Here is a 15,673-nt window from a genome sequence, read left to right as displayed (position 1 = left end):
TCAGGCCCGCTCGATCTTCAGCCAACGCGCGCAGGCGAGATAGGCGATGGTCACCACGGCCATCAGGATGATCGAAAGCGCCGAGGCCAGCGGGAAATCGCCGCGCCGGCCGATCTGCATCATGACAAGCTGCGGCATGACCAGCTCGTTGTTACCGCCGAGAATCTGCGGCGTGATGTAGTCGCCGATGCAGAGGACGAAGGTGAGGAAGGCGCCGACCATGATGCCGGGCAGGGTGAGCGGCAGCACGACATGCAGGAAGGTGCGCACCGGCCCGGCGCCGAGATCGGCGGCGGCCTTGCGGTAGCTCGGGCTGAGCTGCTTGAGATTGGCGAAGATTGTCAGCGTCAGCAGCATGACGAAGAAATGCACGAAGCCGGTGACGGTGGCTAGCCGAGTGTTGGCGAGCTGCAGCGGCTCGGCGACAAGGCCGGTGCCGGTCAGCGCCCGGTTGACGACGCCGTTCTGCGCCAGCACCAGGAGCCAGGAATAGGAGCGCACGACATAGGACGTCCAGAACGGCAGCACGGCCAGGATCAGCGCCAGCCGCTGCCAGCGCTCCGGCACCATCTCGGCGAGGATCCAGGCGAAGGGATAGGCGAGCAGAATCGAGATCACGGTGACGGTTCCCGTAACCTCCAGCGAGTTCACCATCGCCCGCCAGTAGGAGGGATCGGTGAAGAACTGGCTGTAATTGGCTATAGTGAAGCCGCCGCCTTCATGCGCCGTGAGGCTGGAAAACCCCATGGCGATGAAGGGCAGCACGAAGAAAGCACAAGTCCATGCCAGCGCCGGCGTGACCAGCGCCCAGGGCAGGGCACGCGAGTTGCTTCCAAAAACGCTCATCGGCCGATTTACTGCGCCTGCAGCATCTCGGTCCACATGTCCTGCATCTTCTTGTCGAGATCGGCGTTCGGCGCCGGATAGGCCTGGGCGCGGGCCAGGAAGCCCGGCTGCTCGTCGAAGCGCAGAATCTTCTTCTGCTCGTCGGTCAGCGCGGCCTTGGTGTTCGCCGGCATCCCCCAGTAGCAGGAGGACGTAGCAAGCCGCGCCTGGCCCTCCGGGCTCAGTATGTACTGGATGAACTTCAGCGCCATGTCCTTGTTCTTGGAATCCTTGAACATGGCGAGCGACTGCGACCACAGCACCGCGCCTTCCTTCGGGATCGAGAAGTCAAGCGCCGGGTTCTCCTTGGCAAGGCCGGCCGTCACCCACTCGCCGCCGCCGACCAGGATATCGACCTCGCCGGTGGCGAGAGCCGTCTGGCTGGCGGTGACCTCGCCGACCAGCTTGGCGTTTGCCTTCATCTTGAGGAGCTCGGCCTTCAGGGCCGGCAGGTCGGCTCCGGTGAGGTCGGCGGTCTTCTTGCCGATGGCCAAAGCCGCCATGCCGATCACCGGCAGGTAATAATCGTAGATCGCGACCTTGCCCTTGTATTTGTCACTGGTGAGCGAGGTGAGCGACTGCATGTCAGCTGGGTCGACCTTGGTTTTGTTGAAACCGATCGTGTTGTAGCCGAATTTTTCGGTGATGCCGTAGCGCTTGCCGTCGACGATGGTCGACTTGTCCATCTTCACTTCCGGGAAGAGATCGGCGAAGGGTAATTTGTCCTCGGGCAGCGGCTCGAACAGGCCCTTTTCGACGCCGCGCGGCACGTCGGTGCTGTCGATCACCATCACGTCCCAGTCCCCGGGCTGCGACTGGTCGACGATGGCCAGACCCGCGCCGGTGCCCTCGAATTCCTTGACGTTGACCTTGACGTCGTTGGCCTTCTCGAATGGCTCGAGCAGAGCCGGATCGGAGTGGTCGCACCAGATCAGCGCATTGAGATCGGCGGCCTGGGCGCTGCCCGCCGCCATGAGCAGCGCCGCGCCCGCGCAGGCGGCGGAAAGATGGGACTTCAGGTTGGAAAGCGGATTCCGGGCGGTGGTGGTCATCGAGTGTTCTCCCTGCCTTGCTGGCTTGTTGGAAGAAAAGTTGAACCAATTCTAAAATTGAGTCAATTATGATTTTGTGGCAGAGAGGCCGATATGAGCGGATTGCGCGAACGGCAGAAGGCGGACCGGCACCGCCGCATCATTGATGCGGCCACCGCGCTGTTTCGCGAAGCCGGCTATGAAGGCGCCAAGATCGAGGCGATCGCATCACGTGCCGAGGTCTCGATTGGCACCATCTACAATTACTACCAGAACAAGGGCGACATCCTCGGCGCCATCGTGTCGATGGAGGTGAACGAGGTACTGAATGCTGGACGCGGCGTGGTCGCCAGCCCGCCGGCCAATGTGGGCGACGCGCTGGACACGCTGATCGGCATCTATATCGAGCACTCGCTGAATTATCTCAGCAAGGAGATGTGGCGCCAGGCGATGGCGATCTCGACGCAGCTGCCAGACAGCCCCTTCGGCCAGGCCTACACCGCGCTCGACCGGGAACTGACCAGGCAGATCAGCGCGCTGATCGCCCGCCTGCAGGAGATTGGCCTGGTGCGCCCGGACATCGACGGGCCGGCGGTGGGCGAACTGATCTTCAACAATATGAACATGATGTTCATCGAGTTCGTGAAGCGCGACGAGGCAAGGATACCGGAGCTGAGGGCAGCGATACGGCGGCAGAATAGGGTGCTGGTGGCGGCGATTGGGGAGTGAGGATGTCAGCAGAAGGCAAGAGACATTATCGCCTGAAGGATTAACAAGGCGGCCGCCTCCTGCTTGGCTCTTGAGTTGAAATTGAAATATGATACAACTTTTAAGGGCATCAAAGGGGCGGGAAGACAAATGGGGTCGTTTTCGATCTGGCACTGGGCGATCGTGCTGCTGCTGATCGGCGTGCCTGTCTTTTTTGCCCTTCGCTCGGCGAGCAAGCCATCGCAGAATCCGAGCGATTTGGTTGGATTCGGCGGTTGGCTGATGCTCTTGGCGATCGGGCAAGTTTTGTCGCCTTTTCGCACGCTAGCTGAGCTGTTCTCCTCGAGCGAGGGTTACAAGCAGCTGATACCGCTGCCCAACGGCCCTTTGGCCGTCTGTGGCGAGATCGTGCTGTTGCTGGCGTTTGCAGGGCTTCAGGTGGTCGTTCTTTTCGCAATGCTGCGGTGCAGCCCGCGTTTCAAGGGGCTGTTCCTTTGTCAGTGGATTGCGATTCCCGTCGTGTTCATCCTCGACGCAGTTTGGACTTCGACTGTTCTTGGCATTCCAATCAGCCAGATCCTTGCAGCGGATGCGCTGGTCGCGGTCATAGTATCCTTCGCCCTCACGGGCATTTGGGTCGCCTATGTCTACAGATCCATCCGGGTGAGAAACACGTTCGATAAGGCCGCGGCAACCGCAGAGATCGGGACTGCCTTTCAGTGAGGAGCGAGGAGCTCGGCTCGTCGCATGGGTGCCGGCGGTCCTCCTTCGTCAAGGCTTCGGTGGACACTCGTTCGGGTGATCCGTCGAAGCTGGAAGAGCGAAGGATGGTGCCCCCGGCAGGGATCGAACCCGCGACCTTCGGTTTACAAAACCGCTGCTCTACCAGCTGAGCTACAAGGGCACGGCGCTCCGGTAGCATATTTCGTGCGCCAGTAAAGACAAAACTCCGTTTTGGGTTGCCAATGGATGCCGTGGCTTTGCCAACCTGCTGAAAAGCGGCGCGCCGCTTCCTATATCCCCGCCAGCGTGCAATCGCATCGAACGGGGTGCCGCATGATCAGATTCGTCATCGTCCTGCCGCTCATCGTCGTGACCTGGCTTCTCCTGGTGAAGGTCGTCAGCGACCTGAAGAAGGCCAATATCGACTGGACCGGCGTTGCCACCTTCATCGGCTTCATCGTGCTGGCCTTTTGGCTGAGGCATGTCACGGGAATGGGGTGAGGGGAGTGAGCAGGGACTAGGCAGTAGGCAGTAGCTGAGCTTCAAGTTCCCTACCTCGAACCCACCACCACGGCGAAGTGATCATCTTCCTTTGGCGAGACGTCTTCAAAGTGGCGGCTCGAGCCGCCCTTCTTTGCATTCCGAGGAACGGCCCAACCCACGGCTGAAGCCTGGCAAAATCGCCGGCGAAAAAATCGCGAAAAATCTTCGAACCTTTTTGCGGCCCGCCGCGACCCATGGTCAAGAGGCGGATGGTTCGCCTCTCCAACGAAACCCAGGAGATCGTCATGTTCAAGCGCACCATCGTTTCGGGCCTCATCGCCACGACCGTCGCCGCCGGCTCGCTCGTCGGTACCGTCCAGCCTTCGGCTGCTCACAACCATCACAATCGGGAGCTCGGCATCGGCATTGCCGCCGGCGTCGGCGGCTTCGTCCTCGGCAGCCTGCTATCCCAGCAGCAGCCGCGCCCGGTCTATGTGGAGGAAGACGGCTACGACGGTTCCTGGCATGTTCGCCGCTGCATGGCCCGCTACGGTAGCTATGACCCGGAAACGAACACCTATATCGGCTACGACGGTTACCCGCACTATTGCCATCTGTAAGAAAGGGCGGACCACGAAAGAGGGGCTTCACGCGGCCCCTTTTCTCGTGTTTTAGCTTTAGACAGTAGCCTGATTGGTTTGATTTGAAGCGGATAACTCTCCTGCCTCGACCGATTTAGGCATTGGGCTTCAGCTCGGCATCGCCAGTCCGACCGCCTTGCAGGCGCCGCTCACCGAGGCGTCGTTTATCGCGACGAGCTCGAAACTGTTCCCGGCATCGGGATAGACCTTACCGATGAAAGGCTCGTTACCCCCGGAAGAACCCTTGTCGTCGACATAGCCGCACACAACGATCTCCTGGCGGCCGTTCAAACCGCGCTCGCCGGCAAGCATCGTTCCGAACTTGGCGCCGAGCGGGTTCTTCAGGTGCTGGCGGACGCCGGCCGTGATGATCTCCTCCAGGGCCAGCGAGATCGGAACGGGATCGACGAGCGGGTTGCTACTGGGGCTGCCGGTGGGGTCGACCGGCACCGGTGCCGCCGCCACGCATCCGCAAAGGGAAGCGACGGGCAGAAGGAAAGCTGTTTTCCGCATACGTGCCCTTTCGCATGCATCCGGACACCCCGGCAAGGCGGTCCAGTCCGTCGTCCGGCCTGGCTGTGCCGGGTAGGCTCCTGCCAGGCAACCAGCGATGTACAGCGATTTTGCAAGCGTTTAGTCTGCCTTTGGCGCCAAGGAGGGTGCCATAGACGAGCAGCATCCCAAGGAAGAACGGGTCGAGCCGGTTTTCCGCAACGGCATCATCACCATCGTCGGCCCTCCTGCTTGCGTTTTCGCTGGGCTTCATCACGCATTGGGCGGCGAGCCCGATCCCATGGTAGACCTACCATCTGATTGCCGTCCTGCCAATCTTGGTCGGCATCGCGCTGCAGATCCGGGCGCTTGCCATCCTGCTCGACATCAAATCCCTGCAGCGAAGCATTCATGATCGCGCAAGTCGGATATTCATCGCCGACCTCATCCTGGCGGCCTGCGGCGTCGGGATGGCGATCCTGCTCGACTTCTTCGAGGTGGCGGCCAAGAGCGCCTTGCCGGGCGCGTCCTAATACGCTTTCACGCCGCCGATCATCTTCGTCACCTCGACCGCGGCGTCGCGCACCAGCGGGCCGATCTCGGCCAGGCGTTCAGGCGTGACCCGCACCGTCGGCCCGGACACCGAAACGCCGCCGATCGGCTCGCCATATTCGTTGAAGATGGCCGCGGCCACGCAGCGCATGCCGGGATGGCGTTCCTCGTCATCGACCGACCAGCCGCGATGCTTGATGGTGGCGAGATCATGGGCGAGCGCCGAGATATCGGACAGCGTCTTGTCGGTGTAGCGCTGCAAACCTGCCTTTCGCAGGATCGCCGCGACCCGCTCCGGCTCGAGATGCGCGAGCACCGCCTTGCCTATGCCCGAAGCATGGAAGGGGCTGCGTGTGCCCGGCCGGAAGAAGGCGCGAATTGCCTGGTGCGTCTCAACCTGGCTGACGAAGACGACACAATCGTCCTCGGCGACACCCAGATTGGCCGTTTCGCCAGTCTTTTCCATCAGTTCCTGCATGACGATGCGGGCGCGGTCGACGAGCTTTCTGCGGCGCAGGAAGGCAGCACCCATGCGGTAGGTTTCGACCCCGACCGACCAGAGCTGGTCGGTCGTGTCGAACTCGACCATGCCGTGGTTCTCCAGCGTGGTCAGCATGCGATAGGCGGTGGAGGCGGCGATGCCGCTTTGCGCCGCGATCTCGCTCAGCGACAGGCCGCTGGCCTCGGCGACGATCGCGAGGATCCGCAGCGCGCGGTCGAGCGACTGCACCGACGCCGCTTCGGAGGGACCATTAAAGGCGCGCGGCCTGCCGCGCTGGCGTTTTTCCGTCGTTTCCATGGGCGGCATTCTCGACGATTTGCGCTTGGACGCAATGAAAAAGTTTTTCAGTCATTGCTGCAGTGAATTTTCTGGAAAACGAAAAGCGGTGTGAAATCAAATGATAACAGCCACTTTCTCGAAATGAAAAAATATTCTGAAAAAGTTGAAAAATCAAGGACCCGCTGTCACTATCAAGCCAACCAACGAAATGGAGGCTTGTCATGGCCAGGATGCGCGCTATCGACGCGGCGGTTCTCGTTCTCGAAAAGGAAGGCATCTCCAATGCCTTCGGCGTGCCGGGCGCGGCGATCAATCCGCTCTATTCGGCGCTGAAGGCACGCGGCACCATCCGCCACGTGCTTGCCCGCCATGTCGAGGGCGCCTCGCATATGGCCGAGGGCTATACTCGCGCCAAGGCCGGCAATATCGGCCTTTGCATCGGCACCTCCGGTCCGGCCGGCACGGACATGATCACCGGCCTCTATTCGGCCTCGGCGGACTCCATCCCGATCCTCTGCATCACCGGCCAGGCGCCGCGCGCCCGCCTCAACAAGGAGGATTTCCAGGCCGTCGATATCGCATCGATCGCCTCGCCTGTCGCCAAATGGGCGGTCACCGTCATGGAGCCTTATCTGGTGCCGATGGCGCTGCAGAAGGCGTTTCATTTGATGCGCTCCTCGCGGCCGGGACCGGTGCTGGTGGACCTGCCGCTGGACGTCCAGCTTGCCGAGATCGAGTTCGACATCGACGCCTATGAACCGCTTGCTCCCTTCAAGCCGGCGATGACGCGCGGCCAGGCCGAGAAGGCGCTTTCGATGCTCAACGAAGCGGAAAAGCCGCTGATCGTCGCCGGCGGCGGCATCATCAATGCCGATGCGTCCGACCTCTTGATCGAGTTCGCCGAAGTCACCGGCGTCCCGGTCATCCCGACGCTGATGGGCTGGGGTTCGATCCCAGACGACCATCGACTGATGGCCGGCATGTGCGGCCTGCAGACCTCGCATCGCTACGGCAATGCGACGATGCTGGCCGCCGACTTCGTCTTCGGCATCGGCAACCGCTGGGCCAACCGCCACACCGGCTCGGTCGACGTCTACACCAGGGGGAAAAAGTTCATCCATGTCGACATCGAGCCTACCCAGATCGGCCGCGTCTTCGCGCCGGATCTCGGCCTCGTTTCGGATGCGGGCGCGGCGCTGAAGATCCTGCTCGATGTCGCCACCGAGTGGCGCACGGCAGGCAGGCTGCGCGACTGGTCGGGCTGGGCCAAGGAATGCCAGCAGCGCAAGAAGACCATGAAGCGCAAGACGCATTTCGAGCAGGTGCCGCTGAAGCCGCAGCGCGTCTATGAGGAGATGAACAAGGCGTTTTGCCGCGACACCACCTATGTCACCACGATCGGCCTATCGCAGATCGCCGGCGCGCAGTTCCTGCATGTCTACAAGCCGCGCAACTGGATCAATTGCGGCCAGGCCGGCCCGCTCGGCTGGACGCTGCCGGCAGCGCTTGGCGTGCGCGCCGCCGACCCGGACCGCGATATCGTCGCGCTCTCCGGCGACTATGACTTCCAGTTCATGATCGAGGAGCTGGCGGTCGGTGCGCAACACAAGCTGCCCTACATCCATGTCGTGGTGAACAACGCCTATCTCGGCCTTATCCGCCAGGCGCAGCGCGGCTTTTCGATGGATTACGAGGTCAGCCTCGCCTTCGAGAACGTCAACCGCGCAGGCGATCCGGAGGCGGGCTACGGCGTCGATCATGTCGCGGTCGCCGAGGCGATGGGCTGCAAGGCGGTCCGCGTGAAGAAGCCCGAGGAATTCGCCGGCGCCTTCAAGGAAGCGCAGCGGCTGATGAAGGAGCACCAGGTTCCGGTCGTCCTCGAATCCATTCTAGAGCGCGTCACCAACATTTCCATGGGCACCGAAATCGACAAGATCACCGAATTCGAGGAACTTGCCGAGAGCCATGAGGATGCGCCGACGGCGATCGTGATGCTCGACTAGCGGAAAGAAGGAGAACAAGAATGCCGCGTTTTTCAGCCAATCTGTCGATGCTCTTCGGCGAGCATGACTTCCTCGACCGCTTCGACGCCGCCGGCCGCGCGGGCTTCAAGGGTGTCGAATATATCGGCCCTTATGATCATGCGCCTGACGTCGTCGCGGCGCGCCTGAAAAAGAACGGCCTCAGCCAGGTTCTCTTCAACCTGCCGGCGGGTGATTGGGCGAAGGGCGAGCGCGGCATTGCCGTGCTGCCCGACCGGGTGCCGGAGTTCCGGCAGGGCGTCGCCAAGGCGATCAGCTATGCCCATGCGCTGGGCTGCGAGCAGATCAACTGCCTGGCCGGCATTGTGCCGCAGGGCGCCGATCGCGCGGTGCTGGAAAACGTCTTTGCCGAAAACCTTGCCTTCGCCGCGGAGAAGCTGGAACAGGCCGGCATCAGGCTGCTGATCGAGCCGATCAACACCCGCGACATCCCCGGCTTCTTCCTGAACTATTCCGACCAGGCGCTGGCGCTGATCGACCGCATCGGCTCCAAAAACCTCTATTTGCAGTACGACATCTACCACATGCAGATCATGGAGGGGGATCTCGCCCGTACCATCGAAGCGAACCTTCCCCGCATCGCGCATATCCAGCTTGCGGACAATCCCGGCCGTCACGAGCCGGGGACGGGCGAGATCAACTATCCCTTCCTTTACGACCACATCGACCGCCTCGGCTATGCCGGCTGGATCGGCGCCGAATACAAGCCGAAAGCCGGCACTGAGGCCGGACTTGGCTGGTTCAGCGAATTCGCCGGGCACGGGAGCGCGGCGGCTTAGAGTCGGCGATGAACAGGTGATCTCACCCCAAGTGGGGAGATGGCCGGCAGGCCAGAGGGGAGGGCGCGAAGGAACGCGACCTCGATAGGAATTACGGAGAACGTCAATGGAAACCATCGGCTTCATCGGCCTCGGCATCATGGGCGCGCCGATGGCGGGGCACCTTCTCGACGCCGGCTACGCGGTCATTGCAAGCGACCACCGCTCCAAGCCGCCGGCCGACATTATCGCCAAGGGGCTGAAGTCAGTCACCGGCCACAATGCGGTGGCGAAGACCGCCGACATCATCATCACCATGGTGCCCGACACTCCCCAGGTCGCGGACGTTCTGTTCGGAGAAAACGGCGTCGCCTCAGGTCTGACCAAGGGCAAGCTCGTCATCGACATGAGCTCGATCTCGCCGATTGCCACCAAGGACTTCGCTCGAAAAATCAACGATTTCGGCTGCGACTATCTCGACGCGCCGGTGTCGGGCGGCGAAGTCGGCGCCAGGGCGGCGTCGCTCACCATCATGGTTGGCGGCGAGGAAAAGGCCTTCGAGCGCGCCAGGCCCGTGTTCGAGAAGATGGGCAAGAACATCACGCTGGTCGGCCCGAACGGCGTCGGCCAGACCACCAAGGTGGCCAACCAGATCGTGGTCGCGCTTACCATCGAGGCGGTCGGCGAAGCTCTTGTCTTTGCCTCGAAGGCCGGCGCCGATCCTGCAAAAGTCAGGCAGGCGCTGATGGGCGGGCTTGCGGCCTCGCGCATCCTCGAAGTGCATGGCGAGCGCATGATCAAGCGCACCTTCGCGCCGGGCTTCCGCATCGAATTGCACCAGAAGGATCTTAACCTGGCGCTGGAAGGCGCCAAGGCGCTTGGCGTCGCGCTGCCCAACACCTCGACCACGCAGCAGCTGTTCAATTCCTGCGCTGCCAATGGCGGCGCGAAGGAGGATCACTCGGCACTGGTGAGGGCGCTGGAGCGCATGGCGGCGCACGAAGTGGCCTAGAAGCGAGTAGCGAATAGGGATCGCAGGCTGGCACCTCGCGGTGTTTCGCTATTCGCTATTCGCTAAGAATTTCCTGGCCGCGTAGAGACTGACCGCCGCCGCATTCGACACATTCAGCGAATGGATGGCGCCCGGCATGTCGAGGCGGGCAAGCGCGGTCACCGTCTCGCGGGTCTTCTGGCGCAGGCCCTTGCCTTCCGCGCCCAGCACCAGCGCAATTTTGTCGCCGTTGAAGCTCTTTTCCAGCTCTGCCGGTCCTTCCGAATCGAGCCCGATTGTCTGGAAGCCAGCCTCGTGCAACTGCCCCAGCGCATCGGCGAGGTTCTTCACCTCGATCTGGTCGATATGCTCCAGCGCGCCGGAGGCGGATTTCGCCAGCACGCCGGATTCCTGCGGGCTGTGGCGGGCGGTGGTGATCAGCGCGCCGGCCCCGAACGCGACCGCTGAGCGCAGGATCGCGCCGACATTGTGCGGGTCCGTCACCTGGTCGAGCACCAGCACCAGCCTGGTCTCGCCGAGCGCGTCGAGACGCTTCGGCTTGAGCGGCTCGGCCTCGATCAGCACGCCCTGATGCACGGCGTCCGATCCGGTGATCCTGTCGATGTCCTTCGGCTCGACCAGCTCGACCTTGAAGGGCAGGGCGGCCAGATCGCCGATCGAAAGCCGCTCGGCGGCGTTGCGGGTCACCAGCATCTTCCTGATCTTGCGGCGCGGATTGTCGAGCGCGGCGCGCACTGTGTGCAGGCCGTAAAGCCGCACCACTCCGTCGGCGGGCGCATCCCCCGGCGGCATCGGCTGGCGCGGCCGGAATGCCGGCGGCCCGCCTGCCTTCTGGTCCCGATGCGCGCGCCTCAGCTTGGCATAATGGGTGTCCTTGCGTGTGCCGGGCTTGTTGCTTTTCTCGTCGCTCATGCGGCCTCTATAGCGGCCTCGTCCGGCTAAGGATATGGCCTGCGGCAATGAATGCGGAACATCTTCGAAAAACCCTGACCGCGCCGGTTGACACCCACCGGCCTTACCGCCATAAGGCGCTTCGCTGATTTCGGAGAAGAACTTACTCGGGCTCCGGATCGGTGCGAATGCCTCGTTGCAGGGCTCCGGCGGCAGACTGGAGAGGTGCCCGAGTGGTTAAAGGGGACGGACTGTAAATCCGTTGGCTTAGCCTACGTTGGTTCGAATCCAACCCTCTCCACCACTGCCGGCCCGGAAGCCCTGAAACGAAAAGTCTCGGACCGAAAAGTGCATGGCGCTTTTCGGGTGAATCCGGTACCTCAGTGCAAGGCGCGGGTATAGCTCAGTGGTAGAGCAGCAGCCTTCCAAGCTGAATATGCGGGTTCGATTCCCGCTACCCGCTCCAGATTGCTTCTCTGCTGTCTGAAAAGGGACCGCCGCGCAGCATGGCGCGCGGCGCGTTCCGATCTGTTCGGCCCCTAGCTATTGAAGGCCGAGGCGACTTGATGGTTCTGCGGGACCTGGCCGTTCGGCGTAAGCTTGTCGACGATGCCGGGCAGCGCCGTGGAGAGTTGCTGCAGCAGCTCCTGCTCGTTCATACCGGTGCGCTGCGCGATCTCGCGGATTACCGCCGGACCGAGCGCCGAACCGAGATCGCTCGGGTGAATCGGTTGGTTCTGGCCGGTGCCGACCCAGGAGTCGGCGACGTTTCCGTGGCCGGCATCCCTGAGCTTGCCGAGCAGGCCGCCGAGACCGCCGAGCAGGCCGCCATCGGCCGACGCGTCGGTTCCCGCAGGCGTCTGCACCGGCGCTTGTGGCGCGGCCGCTTCCTCGCTTTTGCCGCTGAGCATCTTGCCGACCAAAAGCGCGCCGAGCGCGATCATCAGCGGTTTGGTGATATTCCCGCCGGGGACGGCATTGTCGAAAAGGCCCATCGTGGATCTCCTTGTCCAGCCAGGTCCGCCCGATCCCAGAATGGCGCAAACCGGCGGGATTTCAAGCTGTCTTGAGCTTTTGACAATCATATGACCATGATGGGCGGGGCGGGGAATTTGGAGGGAATCATGGGCATCATCAGCTGGATCATCCTGGGCCTTATCGCTGGCTTCATCGGCAGCAAGATCGTCAACAAGACCGGCCAGGGCATGATCATGGATATCGTGCTCGGCATTGTCGGCGCCATCGTCGGCGGGCTGATCTTCAGCGCTTTCGGCTCGGCGGGCGTCACCGGCCTCAACATCTGGAGCCTGATCGTGGCCGTCATCGGCTCGATCGTCGTGCTGTGGGCTTATCACCAGATCACCGGCAGCCGGTCGCTGTAAAGGCCGACAAGCCGCAGCCATCGGCTGCGGCCATAACGTCGAAATCGGAGACGATCGCGTTCGTGCGATCGTACGGCGACACATTGGCATTGGCCGGCAAAGGATCGGAGATGGCAATTCAGGCTGAGAAGCTCCCGGTCACCTACTATCCCATCCCCAAAAGCGGCTCCAGTAGTATCAAATACGCGCTGATGTCGCTGCGCGGCAAGCAAGCGCCCCTGGCTGACCCCGACAATGAAGTGCAGAGCCACCTGTTCACCAGTTGGGTTGATCCGTTTGCTCCGGTCTATGACGGCCTACGCCACAAGTTCACCATTGTTCGCGATCCGCTGGAGCGGCTTCTCTCTGCCTATTCCAGCAGGGTATTGGACACTAATGTTCTGATGCGCTCGTCGACCAAGGCCGAAATGCTCGAGGCTGTCGGGCTGCCGACCGATCCTGACCTCGACACTTTCATCCTCAACGTCGAAAAATACAGCGCGTCCTCGTGGGAGATACGATTCCATGTCGCATCACCGCGTCATTTCGTCGGCTCCAGCCTTTTCCTGTTCGAGCGCGTCTTCAGGTTTGAAGAGATGAACAAGGTGGAGGCATTCCTCTCATCGGTGAGCGGCAGGGAAATCGCCATACCGAGGCTGCAGGCGGCAAGGAGAAAGGTCAGTCCGTCCGACCTGTCGCCCGCGGCCCTCGCAAAAGCGATGCGCTTTTGCCGATACGACTACGCGTTCCTCGTCGACTACTACGACCCGGCAAGATGGGGCGGCATACCTGACGGCGACCCCGGCGAAACATCCTCCTTGCATGTCAACGGTGATCCGACAGCGTTCCGCGACGGCCGCCTTCTCTATCCGCGCACGCTCCGGAACTTCAGGAATTTCCTCGCCAAACGCCCGCTGGCGATGCGCGTAGGTCACTAGGCCGGTTGGCGCTCGGCGAGCAGCTCAGGCGATAACTGTCGTTCGCCGGCGTCTTTCGTCGAGTGAGACGATCACCAGGCCGCTGGCCATGACCAGCAGGATGCCGCAGACAGCGAGCGCATTGGGAAACTGCCCGAACACCAGCAGGCCGGAAATCACCGCCCAGACGGTGAAGCAATAATAGAAGGGCGCGACCGCGCTTGTCGGTCCGACCCGGTAGGCCATGAAGATGAAGAAATGGCCGAAGATCAGGAACAGGCCGGCACCCGCGATCAACAGCAGGTGGCGTCCTTCGGGCATTACCCATTGCTCGGAGACGAGATGCGCCGCGCCTGAGCCGACCAGCACCACCAGGACCGCGGAGATAGCGACGATCATGCCAGGCACCTCGGCGCCCACTTTGCGGCCGGCTATATCGCGCACCGCCGCGAAGGCCGCATTGCCGAGCGCCAGCAGCGCATAGACCGAAATGCCCCGCATGGTCGGCTGCGCCACCATGAGCGCCCCGACAAAGCCGAAGCCGATCAGCGCGATGCGCGTGGCCCCAATCTTTTCGCCGAACAGGATCGAGGAGCCGACCAGCACGATGAGCGGCGTGACCTGCCCGAGGGCGGTGGAATCCGCAATCTGCATGTTGGCCAGTGCGACGACATAGCAGAGGATCGCCAGCAGCTCGAACAGGTTGCGGCGCAGCACCTTGCGCTCGAAGAGCAGCGGAATCTGCCTCGCATAGCCCAGCATCAGGAGCAGCGGCACGCCCCACAACGTCGCGGCAGCGCCCCGCAGCAGGAGAACTTCGTAGGGCGGCAGCCCGGCGGTCGCGAGCTTCATCATCGTGTCGTTGACGAGGTAGGACCCCGTCGAAACGACCATGAAAAGTGGACCGCGGATATTGGATGGAATGAACTGCATCCGCCGACAAGATCAGAGCGGCGCCGCGACGGCAATGGGCCAGCCCGCGCCTTTGATTTTGCGCGCGGCAGCCCTATATCCGCCCACATCCCCATGAAATCGACCGTTGGTTAGGGTCGAGCGGGAATCCGCTCAGCCACAAGGCACTTGTGTTTTTCGGCCGTTGTCGCTAATCGCCCCGCATTCGACTGAACTGAAGGTCAAGGCCGTCCAAGGAAAGAGACTATGGCAAAAGGTAAATTCGAGCGCACCAAGCCGCATGTGAACATTGGCACGATCGGCCACGTCGATCATGGCAAGACGTCGCTGACGGCGGCGATCACGAAGTATTTTGGCGAATACAAGCGCTATGACCAGATCGACGCGGCGCCGGAAGAGAAGGCGCGCGGCATCACGATCTCGACGGCGCACGTCGAGTACGAGACGGCCAACCGTCACTATGCCCATGTCGACTGCCCCGGCCATGCCGACTATGTGAAGAACATGATCACGGGTGCGGCGCAGATGGACGGCGCGATCCTGGTCGTGTCGGCCGCCGACGGCCCGATGCCGCAAACCCGCGAGCACATCCTCTTGGCCCGTCAGGTCGGCGTGCCTTCGATCGTGGTGTTCCTCAACAAGGTTGACCAGGTCGACGACGCCGAGCTTCTCGAGCTGGTCGAGCTCGAGGTTCGCGAGCTTCTGTCGAAGAACGAGTTCCCCGGCGACGACATTCCGATCGTCAAGGGCTCGGCCCTGGCTGCTCTTGAGGATTCCAACAAGACCATCGGCGAGGACGCCATCCGCGAGCTGATGGCTCAGGTCGACGCTTATATCCCGACGCCGGTTCGTCCGCTGGACAAGCCGTTCCTGATGCCGATCGAGGACGTGTTCTCGATCTCGGGCCGCGGCACGGTCGTGACCGGCCGCGTCGAGCGCGGCGTGGTCAAGGTTGGCGAGGAGCTGGAGATCGTCGGCATCCGTCCGACCGCCAAGACGACCTGCACGGGCGTAGAGATGTTCCGCAAGCTGCTCGACCAGGGCCAGGCCGGCGACAACATCGGCGCGCTGCTGCGCGGCATCGACCGCGAAGGCGTGGAGCGCGGTCAGGTTCTGGCCAAGCCCGGCTCGGTGAAGCCGCACAAGAAGTTCGTGGCCGAAGCCTACATCCTGACCAAGGACGAGGGTGGCCGTCACACGCCGTTCTTCACCAACTACCGTCCGCAGTTCTACTTCCGCACGACGGACGTTACGGGCATCGTGACGCTGCCGGCCGGCACCGAGATGGTGATGCCCGGCGACAACATCACCGTCGACGTCGAGCTGATCGTGCCGATCGCGATGGAAGAGAAGCTGCGCTTCGCCATCCGTGAAGGCGGCCGCACCGTCGGTGCAGGCATCGTCGTCACCATCAAGGAATAATTGATCCGGCACTTGCCGGCTCGACAAGGAAAGGGCGGTCTTCGGGCCGCCCTTTTTCGTTT

18 protein-coding genes and 3 tRNA genes are annotated in these 15,673 nt (G+C 62.4%); 13 read left to right on the top strand and 8 right to left on the bottom strand.

Annotated elements, in window-relative coordinates; genetic code table 11:
* Both P9272_RS21110 and P9272_RS21105 read right to left on the bottom strand, forming a co-directional pair.
* Nucleotides 1–846, bottom strand: a complete 846-nt coding sequence (locus P9272_RS21110; protein WP_278162029.1) for an ABC transporter permease — start codon at nucleotides 844–846, stop codon at nucleotides 1–3.
* A gap of 8 nt (nucleotides 847–854) precedes the next feature.
* Nucleotides 855–1,937 carry a spermidine/putrescine ABC transporter substrate-binding protein gene (locus P9272_RS21105; RefSeq protein ID WP_278162027.1) on the bottom strand — a complete coding sequence of 361 codons (1,083 nt, stop codon included), beginning with the start codon at nucleotides 1,935–1,937 and terminating at the stop codon, nucleotides 855–857.
* Nucleotides 1,938–2,030: 93 nt separating this feature from the next.
* Here P9272_RS21105 and P9272_RS21100 point away from each other — a divergent pair, with 93 nt between their 5' ends.
* Both P9272_RS21100 and P9272_RS21095 read left to right on the top strand, forming a co-directional pair.
* A complete protein-coding gene (locus P9272_RS21100) occupies nucleotides 2,031–2,645 on the top strand; it encodes a TetR/AcrR family transcriptional regulator (protein WP_128260865.1) in 615 nt (204 codons plus the stop codon).
* A gap of 81 nt (nucleotides 2,646–2,726) precedes the next feature.
* Entirely contained in the window at nucleotides 2,727–3,347 is a 621-nt protein-coding gene (locus P9272_RS21095) for a DUF2569 family protein (RefSeq protein ID WP_278162025.1), read from the top strand.
* 105 nt (nucleotides 3,348–3,452) lie between these two features.
* Here the strand turns inward: P9272_RS21095 and P9272_RS21090 are convergent.
* Nucleotides 3,453–3,528, bottom strand: a tRNA-Thr gene (locus tag P9272_RS21090).
* 152 nt (nucleotides 3,529–3,680) lie between these two features.
* On the opposite strand from P9272_RS21090, the gene P9272_RS21085 reads away from it, so the two are divergent.
* Both P9272_RS21085 and P9272_RS21080 read left to right on the top strand, forming a co-directional pair.
* Nucleotides 3,681–3,848 (top strand): hypothetical protein, encoded by a 168-nt coding sequence (locus tag P9272_RS21085; protein WP_128260867.1) that lies wholly within the window; start codon nucleotides 3,681–3,683, stop codon nucleotides 3,846–3,848.
* Between the two features lie 287 nt (nucleotides 3,849–4,135).
* The gene (locus P9272_RS21080) at nucleotides 4,136–4,450 is read left to right on the top strand and encodes a BA14K family protein (protein ID WP_128260868.1); all 315 of its coding nucleotides are present in this window, start codon (nucleotides 4,136–4,138) and stop codon (nucleotides 4,448–4,450) included.
* 129 nt (nucleotides 4,451–4,579) lie between these two features.
* On the opposite strand, the gene P9272_RS21075 is transcribed toward P9272_RS21080, so the two are convergent.
* Nucleotides 4,580–4,936 carry a hypothetical protein gene (locus tag P9272_RS21075; protein ID WP_278162022.1) on the bottom strand — a complete coding sequence of 119 codons (357 nt, stop codon included), beginning with the start codon at nucleotides 4,934–4,936 and terminating at the stop codon, nucleotides 4,580–4,582.
* 365 nt (nucleotides 4,937–5,301) lie between these two features.
* Between P9272_RS21075 and P9272_RS21070 the strand changes: the two genes are divergently transcribed.
* The gene (locus tag P9272_RS21070; RefSeq protein ID WP_278162020.1) at nucleotides 5,302–5,496 is read left to right on the top strand and encodes a hypothetical protein; all 195 of its coding nucleotides are present in this window, start codon (nucleotides 5,302–5,304) and stop codon (nucleotides 5,494–5,496) included.
* On the opposite strand, the gene bhcR is transcribed toward P9272_RS21070, so the two are convergent.
* Nucleotides 5,493–6,314 (bottom strand): HTH-type transcriptional regulator BhcR, encoded by an 822-nt coding sequence (gene bhcR, locus P9272_RS21065; RefSeq protein ID WP_041006435.1) that lies wholly within the window; start codon nucleotides 6,312–6,314, stop codon nucleotides 5,493–5,495. The two genes, P9272_RS21070 and bhcR, sit on opposite strands and share 4 nt — an antisense overlap.
* Nucleotides 6,315–6,517: 203 nt before the next feature.
* Between bhcR and gcl the strand changes: the two genes are divergently transcribed.
* The 3 genes from gcl to P9272_RS21050 all read left to right on the top strand — a co-directional run bounded on the left by gcl (nucleotide 6,518) and on the right by P9272_RS21050 (nucleotide 10,108).
* Nucleotides 6,518–8,299, top strand: coding sequence for a glyoxylate carboligase (gcl, locus tag P9272_RS21060; RefSeq protein ID WP_278162018.1), 1,782 nt, complete (start codon nucleotides 6,518–6,520; stop codon nucleotides 8,297–8,299).
* 20 nt (nucleotides 8,300–8,319) lie between these two features.
* Nucleotides 8,320–9,117, top strand: coding sequence for a hydroxypyruvate isomerase (hyi, locus tag P9272_RS21055; protein WP_278162017.1), 798 nt, complete (start codon nucleotides 8,320–8,322; stop codon nucleotides 9,115–9,117).
* Between the two features lie 106 nt (nucleotides 9,118–9,223).
* Nucleotides 9,224–10,108, top strand: a complete 885-nt coding sequence (locus P9272_RS21050) for a 2-hydroxy-3-oxopropionate reductase (protein WP_128260873.1) — start codon at nucleotides 9,224–9,226, stop codon at nucleotides 10,106–10,108.
* Nucleotides 10,109–10,156: 48 nt separating this feature from the next.
* On the opposite strand, the gene P9272_RS21045 is transcribed toward P9272_RS21050, so the two are convergent.
* A complete protein-coding gene (locus P9272_RS21045) occupies nucleotides 10,157–11,020 on the bottom strand; it encodes an RNA methyltransferase (protein ID WP_278162014.1) in 864 nt (287 codons plus the stop codon).
* Between the two features lie 198 nt (nucleotides 11,021–11,218).
* On the opposite strand from P9272_RS21045, the gene P9272_RS21040 reads away from it, so the two are divergent.
* Both P9272_RS21040 and P9272_RS21035 read left to right on the top strand, forming a co-directional pair.
* Nucleotides 11,219–11,303 (top strand) — tRNA-Tyr (locus tag P9272_RS21040).
* A gap of 88 nt (nucleotides 11,304–11,391) precedes the next feature.
* Nucleotides 11,392–11,465: transfer RNA gene (locus tag P9272_RS21035), tRNA-Gly, on the top strand.
* Nucleotides 11,466–11,538: 73 nt separating this feature from the next.
* Here the strand turns inward: P9272_RS21035 and P9272_RS21030 are convergent.
* A complete protein-coding gene (locus P9272_RS21030) occupies nucleotides 11,539–11,994 on the bottom strand; it encodes a YidB family protein (RefSeq protein ID WP_128260875.1) in 456 nt (151 codons plus the stop codon).
* 129 nt (nucleotides 11,995–12,123) lie between these two features.
* Here P9272_RS21030 and P9272_RS21025 point away from each other — a divergent pair, with 129 nt between their 5' ends.
* Nucleotides 12,124–12,381 carry a GlsB/YeaQ/YmgE family stress response membrane protein gene (locus P9272_RS21025; RefSeq protein WP_128260876.1) on the top strand — a complete coding sequence of 86 codons (258 nt, stop codon included), beginning with the start codon at nucleotides 12,124–12,126 and terminating at the stop codon, nucleotides 12,379–12,381.
* A gap of 83 nt (nucleotides 12,382–12,464) precedes the next feature.
* A complete protein-coding gene (locus tag P9272_RS21020; protein ID WP_278162008.1) occupies nucleotides 12,465–13,298 on the top strand; it encodes a sulfotransferase family 2 domain-containing protein in 834 nt (277 codons plus the stop codon).
* A gap of 24 nt (nucleotides 13,299–13,322) precedes the next feature.
* Here P9272_RS21020 and P9272_RS21015 read toward each other — a convergent pair whose 3' ends face one another.
* The gene (locus P9272_RS21015; protein WP_347404059.1) at nucleotides 13,323–14,210 is read right to left on the bottom strand and encodes a DMT family transporter; all 888 of its coding nucleotides are present in this window, start codon (nucleotides 14,208–14,210) and stop codon (nucleotides 13,323–13,325) included.
* A gap of 225 nt (nucleotides 14,211–14,435) precedes the next feature.
* Between P9272_RS21015 and tuf the strand changes: the two genes are divergently transcribed.
* A complete protein-coding gene (gene tuf, locus P9272_RS21010) occupies nucleotides 14,436–15,611 on the top strand; it encodes an elongation factor Tu (protein ID WP_040983039.1) in 1,176 nt (391 codons plus the stop codon).
* Nucleotides 15,612–15,673: the final 62 nt, after the last annotated feature.

Source organism: Mesorhizobium sp. WSM4976, from assembly GCF_029625685.1.
Classification (GTDB): domain Bacteria; phylum Pseudomonadota; class Alphaproteobacteria; order Rhizobiales; family Rhizobiaceae; genus Mesorhizobium.
Note: the sequence above shows the minus strand (reverse complement) of the source record. Positions and strands in the feature narration are given on the sequence as shown.